This is a genomic window from Mesorhizobium jarvisii, assembly GCF_003601985.1.
Taxonomy (GTDB): domain Bacteria; phylum Pseudomonadota; class Alphaproteobacteria; order Rhizobiales; family Rhizobiaceae; genus Mesorhizobium; species Mesorhizobium jarvisii.
Map to the genome: position 1 here is coordinate 73413 of NZ_QZXA01000011.1, position 21927 is coordinate 95339.

Below are 21927 nucleotides of genomic sequence, written 5' to 3' on the forward strand. Positions count from 1 at the left end.
GTCACCTGAGCCTCGGGTTGGACATGATGGCGATAATGTCGGCGACGGTGATGAGCAAGAGATAGCCGAGGCAGAAGATCATTGCGCAGCTTTGGATCAACGGCAGGTCGCGGGTCGCAACCGCATCGACCATCAGCTTGGCGATGCCGGGATAGTTGAAGATCGTCTCAACGATGATGACGCCGCCGACCAGATAGGACAAAGACAGCGCAACCGCGTTGACGATCGGCCCGAGCGCATTGGGAAGCGCGTGCTTGAGCACCATGCGGCCGCGTGAAGCGCCCTTGAGAAGCGCCATCTCGACATAAGGCGTGGAGAGCGTTTCGATCACAGCCGCACGGGTCATGCGGATCATCTGTGCGGAGATGACGAAGGTGAGTGTGATCACGGGCATTGCATAGATGCGCACGAGGTCGGTCAGCGTGTGCGCCTCATTGACCGAGGAAAGTGCCGGCAGCCATTTGAGATAGACAGCGAAAAGCAGGACCGCGAGGGTCGCGACCATGAATTCCGGCACCGAGATGACGCCGATCGAAAGGATGGTGACGGTTCGGTCGTAGAGGGAGCCACGCAGCATGGCGGCGGTGATGCCGAGCGTCAGCGCCAGCGGCACCGAGAGCAGGGTGGTGATGCCGGCGAGCTCCATTGTGTTGACAAAGCGCCCGCCGATCAGCGCCGCGACAGGCATCTCATTGGCATAGGAGGTGCCGAGGTCACCGTGGAGCAGGCCGAGAAGCCAGCGCAGGAAGCGCAGGATTGCCGGATCGTTGAGATGCATGGCTTCGCGCAGGCCGGCGACCGCCTCCGGGGTGGCTGCCTGGCCGAGCAGGATCGACGCGGTATCGCCAGGCAACATGCTGGTGGCGAAAAAAACCGCGAATAGCACTATCAGAAGCGTGACGACCGCGATCGCCAGCCGCTTCAGCACGAGGTTTAGAACCCCAGACGTCATTGAAGCGCTCCTGCGGTTGCGTTCGGCCAAGCCATGTTGCGCAATAGGTGCCGGGGACCGGCTGTCCGGTCCCCGGCAGGCGCCTCTCAGGCCTCGAGCCAGAGATATTCCGCCATTGCGTAGCCCATCATGCCACCGAGCGGGTTCGCCTCCAAACCCTTCACCTTGCTGGAGAGAGCATCAACGTTGGAAATGTAGGCCGGGATGATGGTGCCGGCCTCCTCTGAGACCATGCCCTGCATCTGGTTGTAGATTTCCTTGCGCTTGGCCTGATCAAGCGAGCCGCGCGCCTCGACGAGCAGCTTGTCGAACTTCTCGGACTTGTACTGGCTTTCGTTCCAGGGCGCGTTGGAGGCGTAGAGGAGCGAGAACAGGATGTCCGGCGTCGGGCGCGGATTGATGTTGCCGAAATGGATCGGCGCCTTGAGCCAGTAATTGTCCCAGTAGCCGTCCGACGGAACGCGCTGGACGTCCAGCTTCATGCCGATATCGGCGCCGGCGGCCTGGATGATAACAGCCATGTCGATCGACGAGGTCGCGGCGTCGGAAGCAATCACGGGGATGGACTGGCCGAGCAAGCCTGACTTCTGGAAGTGGAACTTGGCCTTGTCCGGGTCGAAAGCCTTCGGCTTGATGTCGGGATTGTGGAAGATGTTTGCCGGGGAGACAGGCTGGTCGTTGCCAATCTCGCCAAGTCCACGCAACGCCGATTTGACGATCTGCTCGCGGTTTACCAGATACTTCATGCCAGCCACGAAGTCGGCCTTGTTGCCCGGATCCATGTCGAGCCGGATGTTGAGGTCGGTGTAGTTGCCCGAGGTCGTCTTCGACAACTCGAAGCCCTGCTGCCCGCCAATGAGCTTCATCGCGCGTGGATTGATCGAAGCCGCAAAATTGATGTCACCAGAAAGCAGGGCGTTGACGCGGGCGCTGTCGTCGCTGATGGCGATGAACTCGAAGGAGTCGAGATAGGGCTTGCCTGATTTCCAATAATTCTTGTTCTTGGTGACGACCGACCGCACGCCCGGCTCGAACGTTTGCAGCACGAAGGCGCCGGTGCCGTTGCCCTTGGAGAAGTCCGTGGTGCCGTCCTGGACGATCATGAAGTGGTGTAGCGCCAGGATGGTCGGAAGGTCGGCATTCGGGTCGGCGAGCGTGATCTCCACGGTCGACTTGTCGACCGCCTTGAAGCCGGTCATCTGCGCTGCGATCTTGGCGACCTTGGAACCGACCGCCGGATCGAGATGGCGCTTCAGCGAGAACACCACGTCATCGGCGGTGAGAGCCTTTCCATCGTGGAAGGTGACACCCTTGCGCAGCTTCACCGTCCAGGTCTTGGCGTCCTTGCTGTCGAAGCTTTCAGCCAGCTCCATCTGCGTGACGCCGTCCTTGTCGAGGAAAGTCAGGCGGTTGTAGAGCGAGCAGCAGCGGACATAGTCGGTCGACAGCGACGCCTTTGCCGGATCGAGCGTGTCGGCGGTCGAGGACGACCAGCCGGCGGCCTTGAACGTTCCGCCGGAAACCGGTTCGGCGGCGACCGCATTGGTGGCACGGCCAAGCACTATGCTGCCCGCGGCGACTGCGGCGCCGCCGGCCAGCAGCATCTTGAGGAGTTCGCGGCGGCTCGCGCCCCGCCGGATGGCATTTTCGACCATGGCATCGTCTGCGCTGGTCCAGTTCGTGATCTTGTCGGTCATATCATTCCCCTTTCTGTTTGTTTTCCGGCTTGCTCGTCTTGCTGCGGCTTTCCGGGTTTGGGCTCAGGTTCGTTCCTTCAGGCTTTCCCGCACGGCTGCGGCAAGGGCGGCCATTGACGTGAAGTGGTAGTTCGGCGCGGTGAAGCGATCTGGCTCGATCGTGCCGCCATAGCCCTTCTGGGCGTGCCGGCGCTCGATCCAGCAATTGGTCACGCCAAGCGCTCGGGATATGCCGATGTCGTGGTACTGACTTTGCGCGACGTGCAGGATGTCATCCTTGCTGTCGCCCCGGCAGGCCACGAAATCGAAGACCTTCTGGAAGAAGGCCGGGTCCGGTTTCTCCGTGCCTGTATCATCGGCCGTGAAGGTGGCGAAAAAGGGCGAACCGAGCTGCTTTTCGAAATGATCTAGTGCCCAACGTCTTGCATTGGTCATGGCGATCAGCCTGTGCGACTTCGCAAGGTCCGCCAATGCCGCCGCGCTGTCGGGGAAGCCTTGCCAGACGCTGGCCGAGTCCCGCAGCTGGATGCCGTATTTCTCCTCGGCCGGCAGGCCGAGTTGCGGCGCGATGGCTGTGTAGACACGCACGAGATCGTCGGGAAACAGGCCGGCATCGGGCATGTAACGGGCCTGCCGGTAGAGGCTCAGCGCTTCCTCGCCATCGATCGAAACGCCGGCCTCGGCGGCAATTCCCGCCAGGCAGGTCGTGATCCCGCCTTCGAAGTCGATCAGCGTACCAACCACGTCGAAGGTCATATATTTGAATTCGCTAAAGCCCCTGGCCAAGACTGGCTCTCCTCTGCGTTCGGCCGAATTGCATGTGTTGAACAGAACAAAATTCCGTGCTGCCTGGGGCGTGGCCTTTCGAAGGCCCGGAGATCCAAGCTTTCTGGCCTTGTCTTATGAGCAGTCTGGCACTTCCCCCGCGCTGGATTCGCCGAAAAGGCGTGAAGGGGCGGCACAAAATTGCGAAATCATCCGCCCCGGCGATATTTCGAGACGCGACATATTCCGCCGCCTTCATGCCACAGCCTGGCGGACATCGGGATCGGCCAGCGTCTGGTCGAGCGTCCGGCGTGTGCGCTCGATGACCGCGTCGATGTCGGCGTCGGTGCAGCAGAGCGGGGGAGCATAGCCGAGAACCCCATTGGCAAACGCACGGATGATGAGGCCGTTGTCCCACGCCCTGTCGAAGATACGCCGTGCCGGCATTGCCGACGCCGGAAGCGGCGTCTTCTTGTCCTTGTCGACCACCAGTTCGATGGCGGCAAGCATGCCGCGACCGCGTACATCGCCGACAAGCGGATGGCCCCTCAAGCCCTCCAATCCCGCCATCAGGCGGGCACCGGCCTTGATGCCATTGTCCAGAAGGCCGTCTTCATAGAGCTTCAACACTTCGAGCGCGACGGCAGCGCTGACGGGATGGGCGGAATAGGTATAGCCGTGGCCGACGGCCGAACTGCCCGCGCCATCGGCAATGACATTGTAGACATGATCGGCCATGAACACGGCGCCCATGGGAACATAACCCGAGGTCAGCCCCTTGGCGGTCGTCATGAAATCGGGGACGATCTCCTCGTCGGTGCAGGCGAACAGCGGTCCCGTGCGGCCGAAACCGGTGATCACCTCGTCGGCGATGAACAGGATGCCGTACTCCCGGCAGAGTCCGCGCATGGCCTTGATCCAGCCTTTTGGCGGAACGATGACGCCGCCCGAGCCCTGTATCGGCTCGGCATAGAAGGCGGCGACCCGTTCCGGCCCGATCGCCTCGATCTTGGCCTTCACCGCGGCGAGCGATGCGGCGATGATCGCGTTGCCGTCCTCGCCGACCGGGTTGCGATAGGGATAGGGTGAAGGAATCTTGTGCTGCCATTCGAAGGGAATGCCGAAACCGGCGTGAAAGGCGGGCAGGGCGGTCAGGCCCGCGCCGACCACCGACGACCCATGGTAACCCTGTTCGATGGAAATGAACTGGTCGCGTTGCGGCTCGCCTTTGGCATTCCAGTAGTAGCGGACGAAACGGATCGTGCTGTCGACCGCGTCCGACCCGCCAAGCGTGAAAAAGACGTGATTGAGGTCGCCCGGCGCCCGCTCGGCCAGTTCTGAGGCGAGCCGGATGGCGGGCTCCGAACCGAGATCGAAATAGGCAGTGGCGTAGGGAAGCTCGCGCATCTGCCGGGCCGCCGCCTCGACGATGCTGTCATGGCCGTAGCCGGCATTGACGCACCACAGCCCGGCGAAGCCATCGACGAGTTGCTTGCCGGACGCGTCGGTCACGGTCGCCCCTTTCGCCGATTTCAGCACACGCACGCCAAGCGCCTCGTGGCCACGATATGAAGCGACCGGGTGGATGAGATGGGCGCGGTCGAGTTCGATCAGCGAATTGGCGAGCATTGTTATCCTCCTAGCCGAGCGCCTGGTTGGCGAGCGCGTAAACTTTCGGCCTGATCCGGTCCGCGCCCGTCCTGGGTGGACGGTCCATGGCCACACCGCCGCCGACATGGGTGAGGCCGATTTCCTCGAGCCAGCTGGCGATGCCGGTCACGCTGCCGGTATCCACGCGCAGGAAGGCGCCGGGACGCGGCGCGGCAAAGAAGCCGATCAGGGCCTTCGCCTCGTTGGCGCTTCCCGCGATGACCGGACCGATCACCTCGCCGCGTCCGAACGGGCGGATCGCGGCATAGGCCTCGATGGCGCCGTTGCGGCGGAAGACGGCGAACTGGCCGCGCTCCGCCAGCGCATCGATCAGAGCTTCGCGGTCGGCGCCATAGGCGTCGCGGTCCAGCGCCTTGATTTTAGGGAGATCGTCGATGCCTGCGGCTGCCACGCCACCGGGCGCACCAAGCTCCGCAACCTTGCCCTGATGCTGCAGGATGATGCCGGACGGCACGAAGCCCAATTTCTCATAGAGAGGCATGCCGTCTGCCGTCGCGACGAGCCGCAGCGGACGGTTCCCGGCCAAGGCGAAGGCCTGATCCATAAGCTGGCGTCCAAGCCCCTTGCCGCGCGCGTTCCTGTCGACGATCACCATGTTGATCATGGCGCAATCCATGCCGTAGGGCGTGACCAGGATGGTTCCGGTGACGCGGCCCTGACCATCGAGCGCGACCGCGCCGCTCGAAAGCTGCAACGCCATCTGCCAATCCTGCGGGCGATGCGGCCAATTCTCCTGGCGAGAAAGCGCCACGGCGCCCTCGATATGGTGCGGCCCGAAGGCCTGGAGTTCGATCTCGCCCTGCGGCATGAGGCATCCTTCCGTATGATGCCAAGTTTCGACCATCAGCGCGCCGCAGATCGTCTGAAGGCCCTGGCTTCGACGGTATCTTTCGCCGTAGCGCAGGCGGTGCGCCGCATCTTGTGCTGGCGGTGCAGGCGCCTCACGCCGCGGGCGGCACCACAATCGGCACGCCAGATGCTACAGCGTGCCAAACCGGACCGCGGATACGGAACTTTCTGCTTTCGAGAGGGTGATTTCGGTCAGGTGGGCCGCTGCCTGCCGTCCTATGATGAAATACATCCCAACGCGGATGTGCTTCCACCGGAGATCGACGGACATGGCTTCCTTCAGGCCCAAATACATCACCTTCGACTGCTACGGCACGTTGATCCATTTCCAGATGGCGGAAGCGGCGCGCGACCTCTACGGCAGCCGCCTCGACGAGCCGCGCATGCAGGAGTTCATCAAGAATTTCTCGGCGTATCGGCTCGACGAGATCATGGGCGACTGGAAGCCCTATGCCGACGTCGTCCATAGCGCGCTCGAGCGTACCTGCAAGCGCAACGGCGTCGCCTTCAGCGACGACGACGCCAGGATGGTCTATGAGCGCGTTCCGACCTGGGGGCCGCACGCCGACGTTCCGGCGGGCCTGGCGAAGGTCGCCAAGGAAATTCCGCTGGTCATCCTCTCCAACGCCATGAACGCGCAGATCATGTCCAATGTCGAGAAGCTCGGCGCGCCGTTCCATGCAGTCTACACGGCCGAGCAGGCGCAGGCCTACAAGCCCCGTTTCAAGGCCTTCGAATACATGTTCGACAGGTTGGGTTGCGGCCCGGAGGATGTGCTTCACTGCTCGTCTTCGTTCCGCTACGACCTGATGTCCGCGCACGATCTCGGCATCAAGAACAAGGTCTGGGTCAATCGCGGCCACGAACCGGCCAACCCGTACTACGGCTATGTCGAGATATCGGACATTTCCGGTCTGGCGGGCGTCGTTGGGCTCTGAAACAGGCGGATTGCCGATGAAGTTCGTCTCCTACTGGCACGATACCGCCCCGGTCTTTTCCGGCGGGGCGCAAGGCCCGGTCGAGGGGCACTATGATGCCGCCATCATCGGGGGCGGCTTCACCGGCCTTGCCGCCGCGCACCAGCTGGCGAAGGCCGGTGCCAAGGTGGCCGTGCTGGAGGCGGAGCGTGTTGGCTGGGGCGCGTCCGGGCGCAATGGCGGACACCTCAACAACGGCCTCGCCCACAGCTATCTCTCGGCCAAGGCGGAGCTCGGCAAGGAGCGGGCAATCGCGCTCTACCGGGCGCTCGACAGTTCCGTCGACACCATCGAGGCGCTGGTTGCCGAAGAGGGCATCGACTGCAATTTCCGCCGCGCCGGCAAGCTGAAGCTCGCCTCGAAGCCAAAGCATTTCGAAGCGATCGCCCGCAACTTCGAAGCCCTCCATGCCGAGGTGGACCCGGATACGGCGCTGCTGTCGGCGGCCGATCTGGAATCCGAGATCGGCTCGCCCTTCCATGGCGCGATGCTGTCGAAGAAGAGTGCCATGATGCATATGGGCCGCTATGTGGCGGGTCTCGCCACTTCTGCCACCCGCCATGGCGCCGTCATCCATGAGAACACGGCGGTGGCCGATCGCAAGCAGGCCGGCAGCAGGCATGAGCTGACCACTTCGCGCGGCCGCATCAGCGCCGACAACGTGCTGGTGGCGACCGGCGCCTACACCACGCCTGACTTCAGCTATTTCCGCCGCAGGATCATTTCCGTCGGCAGCTTCATCATCGCCACGCGGCCGCTAAGCGACGCCGAGATCACTGCCACCATGCCCGGCAACCGGACATGCGTGACCTCGATGAACATCGGTAACTACTTCCGGCTCTCGCCGGACAATCGTCTGATCTTCGGCGGCCGCGCACGCTTTTCGGCGACATCGGATCAGCGCTCCGACGCAAGGAGCGGACAGATCTTGCGGGCGGGCCTCGCGGCGATCTTTCCGCAGCTTGCCAAGGTTGAGATCGACTATTGCTGGGGCGGGCTGGTCGACATGACCAAGGACCGCTTTCCCCGCGCCGGTTACCATGACGGTGTCTGGTACGCGATGGGCTATTCCGGCCACGGTGCGCAGCTTTCCACCCATCTCGGCATGATCCTGGCCGATGCCATGCTCGGCCGCGAGGACCGCAATCCGCTCAAGGGCCTCGAATGGCCATCCATTCCCGGCTATTCCGGCAAACCCTGGTTCCTGCCGATGGTAGGCCTCTACTACAAGGCGCTCGACCGGGTGAGGTAGGGCAGTAGGGCAGTAGGGCAGGGCAGTAGGGTGCTGTCTTCCGTACTGCCGTATTGCCTTACTCCCTTACTCCCTTACTCCCTTACTGCCCTATTCCCATGTGGAAGCTCTTCATCTCGAGATATTCCTCGATGCCGGCCTGCGCGCCCTCGCGGCCGAGGCCGGACAGCTTGACGCCGCCGAAGGGGGCGACTTCGATTGAGACCGAACCGGTGTTCAAGCCCACCATGCCGAACTCCAGCGCCTCGCCGACGCGCCAGGCGCGTTTCAAATTCTCGGTGTAGAAATAGGAGGCAAGTCCGTAGGGCGTGCCATTGGCCAGCGTGATCGCTTCCTCTTCCGTCTCGAACCGGAAGAGCGGCGCGACCGGACCGAACGTCTCTTCACCGGCAAGCTGCATGTCCTTTGTGGCGCCGCTCAGCACCAGCGGCGCGACATACTGAGGGCCCTCCGGCAGCACCGGTTTCTCGGTGATGATGGCAGCACCCTTGGCGAGCGCGTCCTCGACGTGGCGGTTGATCTTCTCGACCGCCGCCATGTTGATCATCGGCCCGATAGCGACGCCGGGCTGCGTGCCCGGTCCCACCGTCATGGCGTTGACGCGAGCCGAAAGCTTGGCGGCGAAGGTTTCGTAGACACCGGCCTGGACGAGGATGCGGTTGGCGCAGACGCAGGTCTGGCCACCATTGCGGAATTTTGACACCAGCGCGCCCTCGACGGCGAGGTCGAGATCGGCGTCGTCAAAGACGATGAAGGGCGCGTTGCCGCCGAGTTCGAGGCTGAGCCGCTTCACGCTGTCGGCCGCACCGCGCATCAGCAGCGAGCCGACGCGCGTCGAACCGGTAAAGGAGATTTTTCGGACGGTTTCGTTCGCCATGATCTCGTTGCCGATCTCCGTGGGCATGCCGGTGACGATGTTGATGACGCCGGCGGGAATACCAGCCCGTTCGGCAAGCACGCCGAGCGCCAGCGCCGAATAGGGCGTGAACTCGGACGGCTTGATCACCACGGTGCAGCCGGCGGCCAATGCCGGCGCGACCTTGCGAGTGATCATCGCATTGGGGAAATTCCACGGCGTGATGATGCCGCAAACGCCCACCGGCTCCTTCAGCACGATGATGCGACGGTCTTGCGTCGGCGAGGGGATGGTGTGGCCGTTGATGCGGCGCGCCTCCTCCGCGAACCATTTGACGAAGGAGGCGCCGTAACGGATCTCGCCTTTGGCCTCGTCCAGCGGCTTGCCTTGTTCCGTCGTCAGGATCAGCGCGAGATCGTCCAGATGCGCCAGCATCAGGCCGTGCCATGCCTCGAGGAGGCCAGCACGCTCGGCGTTGGTTTTCTTCTTCCAGTCGCCATAGGCGGAGGAGGCGGCGTCTGTGGCCGCGCGGGTCTCCGGGCCGGCCATGTCCGGTACGGTGCCGATGGCAACCTGCGTCGCCGGATCGATGACATTGACGGTCTTGCCGGAGCCGGCAGCGACCCATTCGCCGCCGATCAGGCCGGCTTCGCGGAAGAGATATTTGTCTTTCAGGTTTTTCATCGAAAACGACCTTGCAATCAGGTGAGCGCCGCGACGACCGCGGCGGTGATGGCTTCCGTGCGGTCCTTGCCGGCAACGGTGCCTATGCCTCTGGCGGTTGCGGCTTCGACCGCCTTCATGACGCGGTCGGCCGCGGCCTTTTCGCCGAGATGATCGAGCATCATGGCGCCGGACCAGATGGTGGCGATCGGATTGGCGATGCCCAGATGCGCGATGTCGGGCGCCGAGCCATGCACCGGCTCGAACATGGACGGCGCCGAGCGGTCGGGATTGATGTTGGCGGAGGCGGCGTAACCGAGCCCGCCCTGGATCGCTGCGCCGATGTCGGTGAGGATGTCGCCAAACAGATTGGAGGCGACGACCACGTCGAGGCTCTCCGGCGCCATGATCATGCGCGCGGCGAGCGCATCGACATGATAGCTGGTCACTTCGACGTCAGGGTAATCCGCAGCCAGCTTTCGCGCGATCTCGTCCCAGAACACCATCGAGTATTTCTGCGCGTTGGACTTGGTGACGGAGGCCAGCTTGCCCCGCCGCGACCGCGCCTGTTCGAAGCCGAAGCGCAGGATGCGCTCGACACCGGCGCGGGTGAAGATCGAGGTCTCCACCGCAACCTCGTCCAGCGTGCCTTGATGCACGCGCCCGCCGGCGCCCGAATATTCGCCTTCGGTGTTCTCGCGGATGCACAATATGTCGAAACCTTCCGCCCGCAGCGGCCCTGTCACGCCCGGCAGCAGCCGGTGCGGCCGGATGTTGGCGTACTGCACGAATGCCTTGCGGATCGGCAGCAGCAGGCCGTGCAGCGAAACGGAATCCGGCACCTCCGCCGGCCAGCCGACCGCGCCGAGAAGGATGGCGTCGAAGCCGCGCAAGGTCTCGATGCCGTCCTGCGGCATCATGCGGCCGGTCTCCTTGTAGAATTTGCAGGACCAGGGGAACTCGGTTTTGGTCAAGGCAAAGCCCGCGTGTTTGGTTGCGGTCTCCAGCACTGACCAGGCGGCGGCGGTCACATCGCGGCCAATGCCGTCACCGGGGATCAGGGCGATCGAATAGGACTTCATCGGCATCTCTCTAGAGGCTGATCAGGACGCTCTTGGTCCTGCGGTTGGCGAGATAGGCCTCGCGGCCGAGATCCTTGCCGATGCCGGAGCGCTTGTAGCCGCCGGTCGGCAGGATATGGTCGCGCGAGCGGCTGTAGCGGTTGACCCAGACGGTGCCCGCTTCGAGCTTGCGCGCGAAGCGGATGGTGCGGGACAGGTCTGAAGTGAACAGGCCGGAAGCCAGTCCGTAGGTCGGGTGGCTGGACAGCGCCAGCGCCTCCTCCTCGGTCTCGAAGGTCTGGACGGTCAAGACCGGGCCAAAGATTTCCTCGACGATCGCCGGATTGGCCTGGTCTACATCTGCGATCAGCGTCGGCTCGTAGAAATAGCCTGGGCTGTCCATGACCCCGCCGCCGGTCAGGCATTGGCCGCCGGCTTCGACCGCGGCCCGCACGATGCCGTCGACACGCGCCCGCTGCCGCTCCGAGATTATGGGCGAATACTGCGTCGCCTCGTCCCAGGTCGGGCCGGGCCGTACCGCCTTCATCTTCTCCAGGATCGCGGCCGTCAGCCTGTCGGCCACACTCTTCTCGACGATCAGGCGCGTACCGGCCACACAGGCCTGGCCGGCGTTGAAGGTGACGCTGCCGGCAATCGCGGTCGCCGCCTTGTCCAGATCGGCATCGGCAAAGACGATCTGCGGGCTCTTGCCGCCGAGTTCCAGCGTCATCGGCTTGACGCCGGTGCGGGCGACATTCTCCATGATGGCCGAGCCGGCGCGGGTCGAGCCGGTGAAGCTGACCTTGGCGATCTCGGGATGTCCGGTCAGTGCCGTGCCGGTCGTCGGACCGTCGCCCAGCACCACGTTTATGAGCCCCGCCGGCAAGCCTGCTCTGACGGCGAGTTGTGCCATGTAGACTGCCGAAAAGGGCGTCATTTCCGACGGCTTCAGCACGACCGCATTGCCCGCCGCCAGCGCCGGACCAAGCTTCCACCCGGCCATCGAGATCGGAAAATTCCAGGGCGTGATCGCGCCGACCACACCATAGGGCTGGCTCATGATCATGCCGAGAGTGGTGTCGTCGGTCGGCACCAGCTCGCTGCCTTCCTTGTCGGCGAATTCGGCAAAGAAGCGAATCTGCTCGGCAGTCACGCCGATGTCGCCTGCGACGAGCTGGCCGACGGGCCGGGTCGAGCACAGCGCCTCGATTTTTGCCAGCGTTTCGGCTTCCGCCTCGATCAGGCCGGCCCAAGCCTGGAGTGCCCTGGTGCGCTCGCGCGGCCGGACGCCGCCCCAGTTGCTGGCCTTTAGCGCCGCCTTGGCGCTCGCCACCGCGCGGTCGACCATATCAACGTCCGCCACCGGGCTGGCGGCGTATGCCTTGCCATCCGACGGTCGGCGCATCTCGAGCGCACCCTCGGTCGCGATGAGTTCTCCGCCGATGAAATGGCCGACGGGAAGGGAGACGGTATCCGGGTCGAAGCTCAGGCCCATGGGCGCCTACTTTCAGCTATTCTGGACGACCCTAGCGCGGGCAGGAGCGCAGCATGCGCCGTTCGGCGATCGGTCGCGGATGATTGTTGCGTGCTGGCAATGAGGGACGGCAAAATCTGTTGCGGAGGCCAGCGCCTCAGGCGGAGCCGTTACCCTACTGTGACGTAGATTTTGCGCACCGTTTCGATGGTCTTCCAGACACCGGTGAAGCCAGGCTTCATCACGAAGCTGTCGCCGGTGCGGTAAGTCACCGCCTCGCCGCCATCGGGCGTGATCTCAATCACGCCGGTGAGGATATGGCAAAACTCGAAGGTCTCCCCCTTGATCGAGCGCGTCTCGCCGGGCGTCGCTTCCCAGACACCGGTATGGACGAGATCGCCCTTGGCCGTGTCCTGCGCCCAGGTCTTGAAGGCGGGGTTGCCGGCAATCAGCCGTTCGGGCAGCGCCTGGGATTCACGCGGCGGGAAGGCGGGGCTGGTGTCGACGGTCTTGAGCAGGGACAAGGGATGGCCTTTCAGGTTGGATTCAATAGCCGCGCGACCGGTCGACGAGCCCGATGGGGTCGAGGCCGGCGCGGTGGCGTCGGATGTTTTCGATGACGGCCCGCGCGGCTGTCGCGGGCTGGGTGACGCTGGCGACATGCGGGGTCAGGATGATCTTCGGATGCCGCCAGAAGGGATGGCCCACAGGCAGCGGTTCGGGATCCGTGACGTCAATCATCGCCGCCGAAAGGTGGCCGTGGTCGAGCGCGGCGACAAGCGCCTCGTGGTCGAGCTGTGGTCCCCGGCCCGTGTGAACGAGCGCCGCGCCCTTGCGCAGTTTCGCGAACAGGTCGGCATCGAGGAAACCACGCGTATCCCTGGTCAGCGGAAGCAGGCAAACGAGTATGTCGCTGGCCGCGAGCATCTCCTTCAGTCCAAGCTCGCCATGATGACAGGAGACGCCCTCGATCTGCCGTGGCGAGCGGCTCCAGCCGGCGAGCGGAAAGCCGAAGGGTTTCAGGCGATCGAGGACGGCCTGCCCGAGTTGCCCGAGGCCGAGCACGCCGATCCGGCGCGACCCGGCTTGGAGTTGCGTGATGTCGCGCCATTGGCCGGCGCGCTGCTGCGCGAGATAGGCCGGCAGGTTGCGGTGCAGGGCGAGCACGGCAAGCGTCACATACTCCTGCATCATGCGCACGATGCCTGCCTCGATCGTCCGCACGATCTTCACCTGTTCCGGTACGGTATCGAGGTGGAACTGGTCCGCGCCGGCGCCAATGGAAAACAGGATCTCCAGGTTCCTGTAGCGCGCGAGGTCTTCTGGTGCAGTCCAGGCAATGAGATAACGCACCGCGTCGGGATCGACCGTTGCGGCATCCATCGTGAAGGGTACGTCCGGCAGTTCTTTGGCGAAGGCTTCGGCGAAGATCGCCCCGCGCCGCGCGTCGGAATTGAACAGGAATGTCATTCCGGTTCCCTTCAAGCCGCGCAGCGGGCGCCCAGCGCCTCGGTCAACCGCTGGCAGGCGGCGAGTTCACTCGCGAGAATGTATTCGTCAGGCTTGTGGGCGCGATCGATGTCGCCTGGTCCGCAGATGATCGCATCGAACCCGGCGTCCTGGTAAAGTCCGGCCTCTGTGCCGTAGCTGACGGCGGCAAGCGGCACCTCGCCTGTCAACTCGCGCAGAAGTGCCGCCAGTGCCGCGTCTTGTGGGAGCGACAGCGCCGGATAGGCGCTCATCGGTTTCCACTCGACCCGAAAGCCTTGGGCCGCAAGCGCCTCTGCCCGTGCCTTGACGGGCGCGAGCAGGCTGGCAGGGTCGACGCCGGGTACGGCGCGCGCCTCAAGGTCCAGCGTGCAGGTGTCGGGAATGATGTTGACCTGATGTCCACCCGCCACCACGCCGGCCTGCAGCGAGGAGTAGGGCGGCTCGAAATCAGGGTCGAACGGACCGTTCGTCAGCCGCTCCGCTTCGCTCACGGCCGCACTTAGCGCGCCGGCCATGGCGTGGATGGCGTTGAGGCCGAGATCGGGCCGCGACGAATGGCCGGAGCGCCCATTGATCATCAAGCGGGCGGCTGCCTTGCCCTTGTGGCCGCGCACGGCGCGCAAGCCGCTCGGCTCGCCGACGATCACGCCGAGCGGCTTGGCGCAGAGTTCGGGAAGGCGGGCGATCAAATGCGGCACGCCGCGGCATCCCACCTCCTCGTCATAGGAGAAGGCGAATTGGATCGGCCTGGCAAGGCGCAGTCTCGCCAGCGTGGGCACGGCGGCGAGCACTGCGGCCAGAAACCCCTTCATGTCCGTGGTGCCGCGTCCGTAGAGCCGTTCGCCCTCCTTGCGCAGCGCGAAAGGGCTCGAACTCCATTGCGGCTCGCTAGCGGGAACGACATCCATATGGCCGGACAGGATATAGCCCGGGACATCACAGGGGCCGATCGTCGCGAAAAGATTGGAACGATCGCCTTCCGGCCCTGGAAGCAGCGTGACCTGCGTCGCGTGTTTTGCGAGATAGGCTTCGATCCAGCCAGCGATGTCGCCGTTCGGTTTGCCGGCGACCGATGGAAAGGCGACGAGACGGTCGAGGATGTCGAAGACGTCCATTCCTGCCCTCAAAACGTTCGGGTTCGCCGGGATCAGTGCCGTCGACCATATGCTGCTAGATTTCCGGAGAGAGTGTGTGCATTCTTGCGCTATTGCGTGCCGAAAGCTGAAATGTTTCAGTTGAATCTTGCGTTGCTGCACGGCTTTCGAGCTAATCGTACCGGTCCGCTCGTTTAGCGTTGGCGGGCAGAGGGTGGCCATCGGTGTGCGGCGCTCAGGACGACAATCTTTTAGGGGCATGGACTTGAAGCCGTCGGGAAGCTTGAAGATCGACACTTTCTCGATGCGGATCGGCGACATCGAAGGCGTCGAACTGGACCGCTTGCACGCGCACTCGCTCGCTGTGGGATGGCCGCATCGCGCCGAGGACTGGCAATTTCTGCGTGAATCGGGAGAGGGGGTCGTGGCCCTCGACGAGATCGGCAGGGTTCTAGGTTCGGCTATGTGGTTCGCGCATGGTGACGATTTCGCCACCGTGGGGATGGTCATCACATCGCCGCGACTCCAAACGCTGGGAGCGGGGCAATGGCTGATGAAGCGGGTCTTCGACAAGGTGGTCGGTCGCGATCTGCGCCTCAATGCAACGCGCGCGGCAAAGCGGCTCTATCTCTCGCTCGACTTCCAGCCGGAGAAGACCGTTTATCAATGCCAGGGCATCGCCCGGATGCAGACGATGGCTGGGCCGGCAAATGCGCGAGGCGATGTCCGGACTTTGGACGCAAGGGATATTCCCGCGGCAATCGCGCTCGACGCGGCAGGATTTGGCGTGAGGCGGGCGGCGCTCATTGAAAAGCTTTTCGCGCATTCGGTCGGCTATGGTCTTTTCAAGGGTGACAAGCTGAACGCGTTCGCGCTTTGTCGGCCGTTCGGGCGGGGCCATGTCGTGGGACCGGTCGTGGCGGAAAGCGACGCCGACGCCGTGGCGATCGTCCGGCCGCACGTGGCCGACCATTCGGGGTCTTTCCTGCGGATCGACACCCACATGGACACTGGCGAGTTCGCCGACTTTCTGTCGCACAGCGGAATGCCGGTTTTCGACACGGTGCTCACTATGTCCATGGGCAAACGCCTCAACGATTTTGCCATCGGCGACGCCGTTGCACCGGTGACCTATGCACTCGCCAGTCAAACTCTCGGGTAGTTGACCCAGGACCCGTACCGTCGCGGCTGCCCCACCTCGCGTCACTCTAGCGGCGCTAGCCAACGGTACCATAAATTTCTCGGTAAATAATTGATTTTGCTGCATAAATTTCAAATTTTTTAGCTGTCAATTTTCGCTTCCTTCTACTCATTTGTGTTACCTATTGTGCTACTTAGCGGACAAATTTGAGGGCTGAGCGAAACGACTTTGGGCCTCTTCGTCAATTTTCTCCGTCTCGTTGATGGCGCTCGTCACACGTAGCTCGGCCCTGCCGGTTTCGAAAGACCTTGCAACGACACGTGCGGTAATCGGCGGCAACGATGTGCAATTGGGCCGCTCCTGATTCGGCAGCAGGCATCAAAAATGCTCGAAGACGAGGTGCCGATCCAGCCGTCGTGCGGAGGAGCCCCTCTCGGCATTCAGCGGAGCGGGGCGTCCAGAAAAAAGGTGCCGGCTGTAGTAGTCCGTGAGCCCGTAGGGGGCTTGGACGTATCAACCGTCACGGCGGCGCGGCCGAGCACGTCGGGGCCATCGTCAGTACGCGGCGATGCCCGTGCCGAAGATCAGGCTTCGACTTGATGCTCGATAAGCGCGCTGTACCAAGACGCCTGCCATGTGGCTGCCCATGTCGCCTTTGCTCGGGGTGCCACCGGTCCGGCCCTGCGGACTGGTGCGCAGCTTCTTTAGCCGATATTCATCGGAAAAAAGGAGTCGGAAAATCATGACCGAGATCTGGCAATCACTCCTCGCCAATCTTGCCCTGGTCTCCGTCCTGGTCGTCGCCTGGGACCTTGTCGCCGATTTCACCGGGCGTCTCTCGCCGCGGATACAGTCGCTGCTTCTCGGCGCGGTCATGTGCGTGGGGGCGGTCATTTCAATGGCGACCGCCTTGTCTGTCTCCGGCTTCGTGGTCGATCTGCGCGCCGCTTTTATCGGCGCCGCGGCGTTCTTCGGCGGATGGCCGGCAATGATCGTTGCCACGACCGGCTCCATTGCCTATCGCCTCTATCTTGGCGGGCAGGGGGCCAATGTCGGCGTCATGGGCATCCTGATCACCGCCGTCGTCGGCCTGGCATGGCACCACATTGTCGCGGCCCGGTCGCGCACGATGCTCGACATATTCGGCTTCGGCGTGTCAGTTGCACTCGCCGGGCTGATCACGCTCCTGGTCATACCCCCGCAAGTCATCACAGGCCTGATCCAGCAGAGCACGTTCCCGTCCCTCCTGTTCCGCTTCCTCAGTACCATGGTGATCGGCATCCTGCTCGACCGGCAACAGCGGCGGCGCGATCTCTCCATGTCCAACATGATCTATCGGGCCATGGTTCGTGAACTGCCGGACTGCCTGAACATAAAGGATGTGGACGGCCGCTTCATCGCCGCCAATCCCGCCACCGCCGAAATGCTGGGGGCCGCTTCAGTCGAGGAGCTCATCGGCAAGACCGATTTCGACTTCTATTCGAAGGACGTGGCCGAGCGCTTCAGGCAGGACGAGGTGGGCGCACTGAAGGCGGGGCAGACATTGCGCATCGAACAGCCGGCGGTCTTTCCGGATGGCAAACAGGGTTGGCTTTACACGCTCAAGGCGCCGTTCCGCGACGAGGCCGGCAAGATCACCGGTGTCATCACCTACAATCGCGAGATTACCGAGCAGAAGCGAAACGCTCAACTCAAGAACGATTTCATTTCGACGGTCAGTCATGAGCTGCGCACCCCTCTGACATCCATCCGCGGCTCGCTGGGCCTGATCGCGGCGGGCGTGGCGGGTGAATTGCCGCCGAAGGCCGCCAACCTCGTCAATATCGCCCACACCAATAGCGAGAGACTGGTTCTTCTCATCAACGACATCCTCGACATGGAGAAGATCGAGTCAGGTGTGATCGCCTTCAAGATCAAGCAGATGCCTGTGCGCCCGATCATGGAGCAGGCCATTGCCGCTAGTTCCAATTACATGGCCGAGAGCCGGATACGCATCGTCCTGGTCGACGATGCACCGCGCGCCGAAGCCAACATCGATCCGGACCGCCTGCACCAGGTGATGGCCAACCTTCTGTCGAACGCGATCAAGTTCTCGCACGCCGACGGCACCGTGATGGTGAAGCTACAGCGTCGCGATCGCGACATGTTGCGCATCTCGGTGATCGATCAGGGGACGGGTATCCCCGAGGCGTTTCGTAGCCGTATATTCGGCAAGTTCGAACAGGCCGACGCGTCCAGCACCCGCAAGAAAGGCGGCACCGGCCTCGGCCTCAGCATCGTCAAGGCCATCGTGGAGAAGCTGGGCGGCGCCGTTTCCTTCGAAACCGAGGAAGAGAAAGGAACCTCGTTCCACGTCGACCTTGCCGAAGCCCGCAGGCTCCACCCGAGGCCGTATCCGCCACCGCGCCCGCCGCGGGAGCCCGATGGCCGCCTACGGGTTCTGATCTGCGAAGACGAGACCGACATCGCCACGGTGATTGCGGCACTCCTGGACTCGGAAGGCTTTTCCAGCGACGTGGCCCCGGACATCGCCACCGCGAAGGCGCTGCTGCAGTCCCGCGATTATGCGGCACTGACACTCGACATCAAGCTGGCAGAAGAATCGGGTATCAAGCTCTTCCATGACATCAGGGCGTCACCAGTGAATTCCGACATTGCGGTCATCGTCATCTCCGCCGTCGCCGATGAGGCCAGGCGCTCACTGAACGGCACCGCCGTCGGCATTGTCGACTGGTTGGAGAAGCCGGTGGATTCGGGGCGGCTTCACGCCGCTCTTGCCAAGATCGTCGCCAGCAGGAATGAGCAGAGGCCGAAGATCCTCCATGTCGAAGACGACGAGGGTGTGCTAGCCGTGATGTCGGCGGGGCTGGGCTCCGACGTCTCGATCATCTCGGCGAAAACGCTGCAGGAGGCACGGCGGGCGGTTGCGAAGCGTCACTTCGACCTGGTCATCCTCGACATAGTGCTTCCAGACGGATCGGGACTGGACCTGCTCGCCGATCTGCCGCTGGAGACCGGAGTCATCGTGTTCTCGGCGGCCGAACCGGACCAGAAACTCGGCGATCGGGTGCAAGCGATGATGACCAAGACCAGGGCGTCGGAGATCGATGTGGCAAAGCTGGTCAGAACCATGTTGGCCTCATCGCGAGATGGCACCAGACCCGCCGCCCGTGCCAAGGAGTGACGATCATGCCGGCAAGAATCCTCTACGTGGATGACGAGGACGATATCCGCGAAATCGCTCAGATGTCGCTGGAACTCGAGCCGGAATTCGAGGTGCGGTCCTGCTCTTCGGGCGCCGCGGCGCTGACCGATGCCGCCGCATGGCATCCCGACCTCATCTTGCTCGACGTGATGATGCCGGACATGGACGGGCCGGAGACGCTGAAGCGCCTGGCTGCTTCACCGCTGACGGCGTCGATACCCGTGGCCTTTATCACCGCGCGCACCCAGACGCATCAGGTCGAGCGCTATCTCGCCATGGGAGCGATCGGCGTCATCGCCAAACCCTTCGATCCGCTGGCCCTCGCCGGCGAAGTCAGGAAGCTGCTCTCGGAGCATCCCGGGCGCGCGTAGCCGCTGGGTCGAAGGCAGCGGCAAGAAGCCTGTCAGCAAGCTCCGTTTGCCGTTTAGGGCACCTATACCATACCCCAATATTCATCTACTGATTGTATCGAAATACGGCCGTCGCGAATCGGTTTTATTTATGATTGCGCGGCATCGGCCGGCGCGGGAGACCCGCACCGGCCTTGTTTGCATGGACCGCATTGGCGGATGTCGGTTCATGGGTTGATCACTCCGGGGGGCACGAGGCGTGAACCGGAGCAGCACTGGTGAATGGAGCGAAGGCAAGAGTTCTGATCTGCGATGATGACCCCTTGTTGCTTGAACTGATGGAATTCAGGCTGAGGGCGAAGGGATACGAGGTCATCACGGCAGTGGACGGTGCCGAGGCACTGGCGAAGGCGGAACAGGAGGGACCCGACATCATCGTGCTCGACGCGATGATGCCCAAGGCCGACGGCCTGGAGGTGCTGGCTCGCCTCAAGAGCGACCCGGCCCTGTCAGACACGCCGGTGGTGATGCTGACCGCCCGCAAGGCCGAAAGGGACATCGTCTCGGCCCTCGAGAAGGGCGCTGACGACTATCTGGTAAAGCCATTCATCCCCGAGGAACTGCTGGCCCGGCTGGCGCGTTTGATCGCGCGCAAGAATGGGAAACGCTGATGAGGCGCAGCCGGCGCACAGCGCTTGCCGCATGCCTGATCCTGGCCATCGCGGCCACTCCTGGTGCGGTGCTTGCGCAGACGGTCGATGAGCTCTACGCGTCCGCCGTGAAAGCCAGGCAGGCCCGGCATTTCGACGAGGCGGTGGATCTGCTTCGGCGCGCACTCGCGCTCAAACCCGACAACGCCGATGCCCTGGTTCAGCTCGGCTTCGCCGAGCTCGGCCGCAACGATCTGGCGGCGGCGCGCGACGCCTTTTCCAAGGCGCTTTCCCTTGCTCCGACCTATCAAGATGCCAGCTTCGGCCTGGCCGAGATCGAGTTCCGTTCGGGCAATCTGGATGCCGCGCTGCCGCTCGCCGAATCGGTGGCGCGCGCCCAGCCCGGCAACGCCGACGTCGCCGCGCTTGTAGAGAACATCCGCAAGGCCGTAGAGGCCGCCGGCAGTGAAGCGAGGAAGGCGTCGGTGGCGGCCCCGGCGCCGAGGGCGAAACCGCCCCTCCGGCGGCACGATCCCGTCGCCGGCCTGATGGAGCAAGGTCGGCGGTTGCGAACAACGGGAAAGCTGCCCGAAGCGGAGAAGGTTTATCGCCGCGCGCTTGGGCTGGCGCCGAAGAACACCGACATCTTGGTCGCCCTTGGCCTTATCGTGGGCTCCAGCCAGCGGTTCGACGAAGCCGGGCATTTCTTCGACCGGGCGCTGGCCATAAAGCCCGGCCTTCTCGACGCGCGGATCGGCAAGATCCGCCTGGCGATTTGGCAGGGCGACGTGCCGGGCGCCCGCGCGCTGGTCGATGATGTGTTGGCCTCGTCGCCGGACAATGTGGAGGCGCTCGACCTCGATGCCAAGATCGCCCTGCTCGAGGCCGACTACACGCGGGCCGGGCAGTCGTTCCAGCGCGTGCTTGCGATCGATCCGCGCAATGCCGAGGCGCTGGTGGGGATCGGCGATGTGCGCCGCGCCCAAGGCGACGACGATGCAGCGCGGCAGGCCTACAGAGAGGCGCTCGCCATCGAGCCCGGCTCTTCCGACATCGAGAAAAGACTGGCCGTGCCACCCCCGCGCAAATGGCGGCTCGACCTCGGCACCGAGGTGAGCGATCTCACCAACGGGCTGGGAGACTGGACCGACAGCTCGGCTGGCCTTGCTTATCGGCTGTCGCCGCGCACGACGATTTCGGGCCGCACCCGCGTGGCAACCCGCTTCGGCCGCACCGACGTTCAGATCGAGGGCCGCATCGACGAGGCCTTCTCGCCTGCCTTCTCCGCCTATGCGCTCGCCGCGGTGACGCCGGACGCCGATTTCCTGGCGCGCTATTCGATCGGCGCCGGCGCGTCCTTGCAGGTTATGGCGGCGGCGAAGGCGTTCGGCCCCTTGTCGCTCAACATCGACACCCGCTACGACAATTTCACCGACACAGACGTCACCAGTGTCTCGCCCTGGGTGCAGGCCTATATCTTCGACGGCCGGCTGGGGCTTTCCGCCCGCTGGGTGCATGCGGCCGACGATATCGGCACGCGCGCGGACGGCTATGTGCTTAGGGCCGACCTTGCGATGACGCAGCGCTTCAACCTGTTCGGCGGCTATGCGGACGCCCCCGAAATCTCCGACGGCACGCTGGTGCCGACGCGCACCGTCTTCGGCGGCATCTCCTGGGACGTCAACGATCCGCTGACGCTCCGCGCCAGTATCGCACATGAGCAACGCCCGACATTCGACCGAAGCACATTCGGGCTCGGCTTGACCGCGCGGTTCTGAT

18 protein-coding genes are annotated in these 21927 nt (G+C 63.7%); 7 read left to right on the forward strand and 11 right to left on the reverse strand.

Features of this window, described 5'->3' with window-relative positions:
* Position 1: 1 nt before the first annotated feature.
* The 5 genes from D3242_RS26110 to D3242_RS26130 all read right to left on the reverse strand — a co-directional run bounded on the left by D3242_RS26110 (position 2) and on the right by D3242_RS26130 (position 5893).
* Positions 2–952, reverse strand: a complete 951-nt coding sequence (locus D3242_RS26110; RefSeq protein ID WP_019860281.1) for an ABC transporter permease — start codon at positions 950–952, stop codon at positions 2–4.
* A gap of 86 nt (positions 953–1038) precedes the next feature.
* Positions 1039–2649, reverse strand: a complete 1611-nt coding sequence (locus D3242_RS26115) for an ABC transporter substrate-binding protein (protein ID WP_019860279.1) — start codon at positions 2647–2649, stop codon at positions 1039–1041.
* A 63-nt stretch (positions 2650–2712) separates the two neighbouring features.
* A complete protein-coding gene (locus tag D3242_RS26120; protein ID WP_394811854.1) occupies positions 2713–3405 on the reverse strand; it encodes an HAD-IA family hydrolase in 693 nt (230 codons plus the stop codon).
* Between the two features lie 264 nt (positions 3406–3669).
* Complete coding sequence (locus tag D3242_RS26125; RefSeq protein WP_019860277.1) at positions 3670–5043, reverse strand: aspartate aminotransferase family protein; 1374 nt, start codon at positions 5041–5043, stop codon at positions 3670–3672.
* Positions 5044–5053: 10 nt separating this feature from the next.
* On the reverse strand, positions 5054–5893 hold the full coding sequence (locus D3242_RS26130; protein ID WP_064986484.1) for a GNAT family N-acetyltransferase: 840 nt from the start codon (positions 5891–5893) through the stop codon (positions 5054–5056).
* A 310-nt stretch (positions 5894–6203) separates the two neighbouring features.
* Here D3242_RS26130 and D3242_RS26135 point away from each other — a divergent pair, with 310 nt between their 5' ends.
* On the forward strand, positions 6204–6872 hold the full coding sequence (locus D3242_RS26135) for a haloacid dehalogenase type II (RefSeq protein ID WP_038652131.1): 669 nt from the start codon (positions 6204–6206) through the stop codon (positions 6870–6872).
* A 16-nt stretch (positions 6873–6888) separates the two neighbouring features.
* Positions 6889–8163: an NAD(P)/FAD-dependent oxidoreductase gene (locus D3242_RS26140; RefSeq protein ID WP_064986224.1), complete on the forward strand. Its 1275-nt coding sequence runs from the start codon at positions 6889–6891 to the stop codon at positions 8161–8163.
* 82 nt (positions 8164–8245) lie between these two features.
* On the opposite strand, the gene D3242_RS26145 is transcribed toward D3242_RS26140, so the two are convergent.
* The 6 genes from D3242_RS26145 to argE form a co-directional block, all read right to left on the reverse strand.
* Positions 8246–9703, reverse strand: coding sequence for an NAD-dependent succinate-semialdehyde dehydrogenase (locus D3242_RS26145; RefSeq protein ID WP_064986226.1), 1458 nt, complete (start codon positions 9701–9703; stop codon positions 8246–8248).
* Positions 9704–9720: 17 nt separating this feature from the next.
* Entirely contained in the window at positions 9721–10764 is a 1044-nt protein-coding gene (locus tag D3242_RS26150) for a tartrate dehydrogenase (RefSeq protein ID WP_064986228.1), read from the reverse strand.
* A 10-nt stretch (positions 10765–10774) separates the two neighbouring features.
* Positions 10775–12238, reverse strand: a complete 1464-nt coding sequence (locus D3242_RS26155; protein ID WP_064986230.1) for an aldehyde dehydrogenase family protein — start codon at positions 12236–12238, stop codon at positions 10775–10777.
* A gap of 149 nt (positions 12239–12387) precedes the next feature.
* Positions 12388–12741 (reverse strand): cupin domain-containing protein, encoded by a 354-nt coding sequence (locus tag D3242_RS26160; protein ID WP_027047222.1) that lies wholly within the window; start codon positions 12739–12741, stop codon positions 12388–12390.
* A gap of 22 nt (positions 12742–12763) precedes the next feature.
* Complete coding sequence (locus D3242_RS26165) at positions 12764–13687, reverse strand: 2-hydroxyacid dehydrogenase (protein ID WP_064986231.1); 924 nt, start codon at positions 13685–13687, stop codon at positions 12764–12766.
* 11 nt (positions 13688–13698) lie between these two features.
* Positions 13699–14823 (reverse strand): acetylornithine deacetylase, encoded by a 1125-nt coding sequence (gene argE, locus D3242_RS26170; protein ID WP_064986233.1) that lies wholly within the window; start codon positions 14821–14823, stop codon positions 13699–13701.
* 238 nt (positions 14824–15061) lie between these two features.
* On the opposite strand from argE, the gene D3242_RS26175 reads away from it, so the two are divergent.
* The 5 genes from D3242_RS26175 (at position 15062) to D3242_RS26200 (ending at position 21926) form a co-directional block, all read left to right on the forward strand.
* Positions 15062–15964, forward strand: coding sequence for a GNAT family N-acetyltransferase (locus tag D3242_RS26175; RefSeq protein WP_064986234.1), 903 nt, complete (start codon positions 15062–15064; stop codon positions 15962–15964).
* A gap of 721 nt (positions 15965–16685) precedes the next feature.
* Positions 16686–19127: an ATP-binding response regulator gene (locus D3242_RS26185; RefSeq protein ID WP_064986236.1), complete on the forward strand. Its 2442-nt coding sequence runs from the start codon at positions 16686–16688 to the stop codon at positions 19125–19127.
* A 5-nt stretch (positions 19128–19132) separates the two neighbouring features.
* Entirely contained in the window at positions 19133–19519 is a 387-nt protein-coding gene (locus D3242_RS26190) for a response regulator (protein WP_080643975.1), read from the forward strand.
* A 257-nt stretch (positions 19520–19776) separates the two neighbouring features.
* Positions 19777–20169: a response regulator transcription factor gene (locus tag D3242_RS26195; protein ID WP_019860258.1), complete on the forward strand. Its 393-nt coding sequence runs from the start codon at positions 19777–19779 to the stop codon at positions 20167–20169.
* A complete protein-coding gene (locus D3242_RS26200) occupies positions 20169–21926 on the forward strand; it encodes a YaiO family outer membrane beta-barrel protein (RefSeq protein ID WP_064986238.1) in 1758 nt (585 codons plus the stop codon). The genes D3242_RS26195 and D3242_RS26200 overlap by 1 nt, the downstream gene beginning before the upstream one ends.
* Position 21927: the final 1 nt, after the last annotated feature.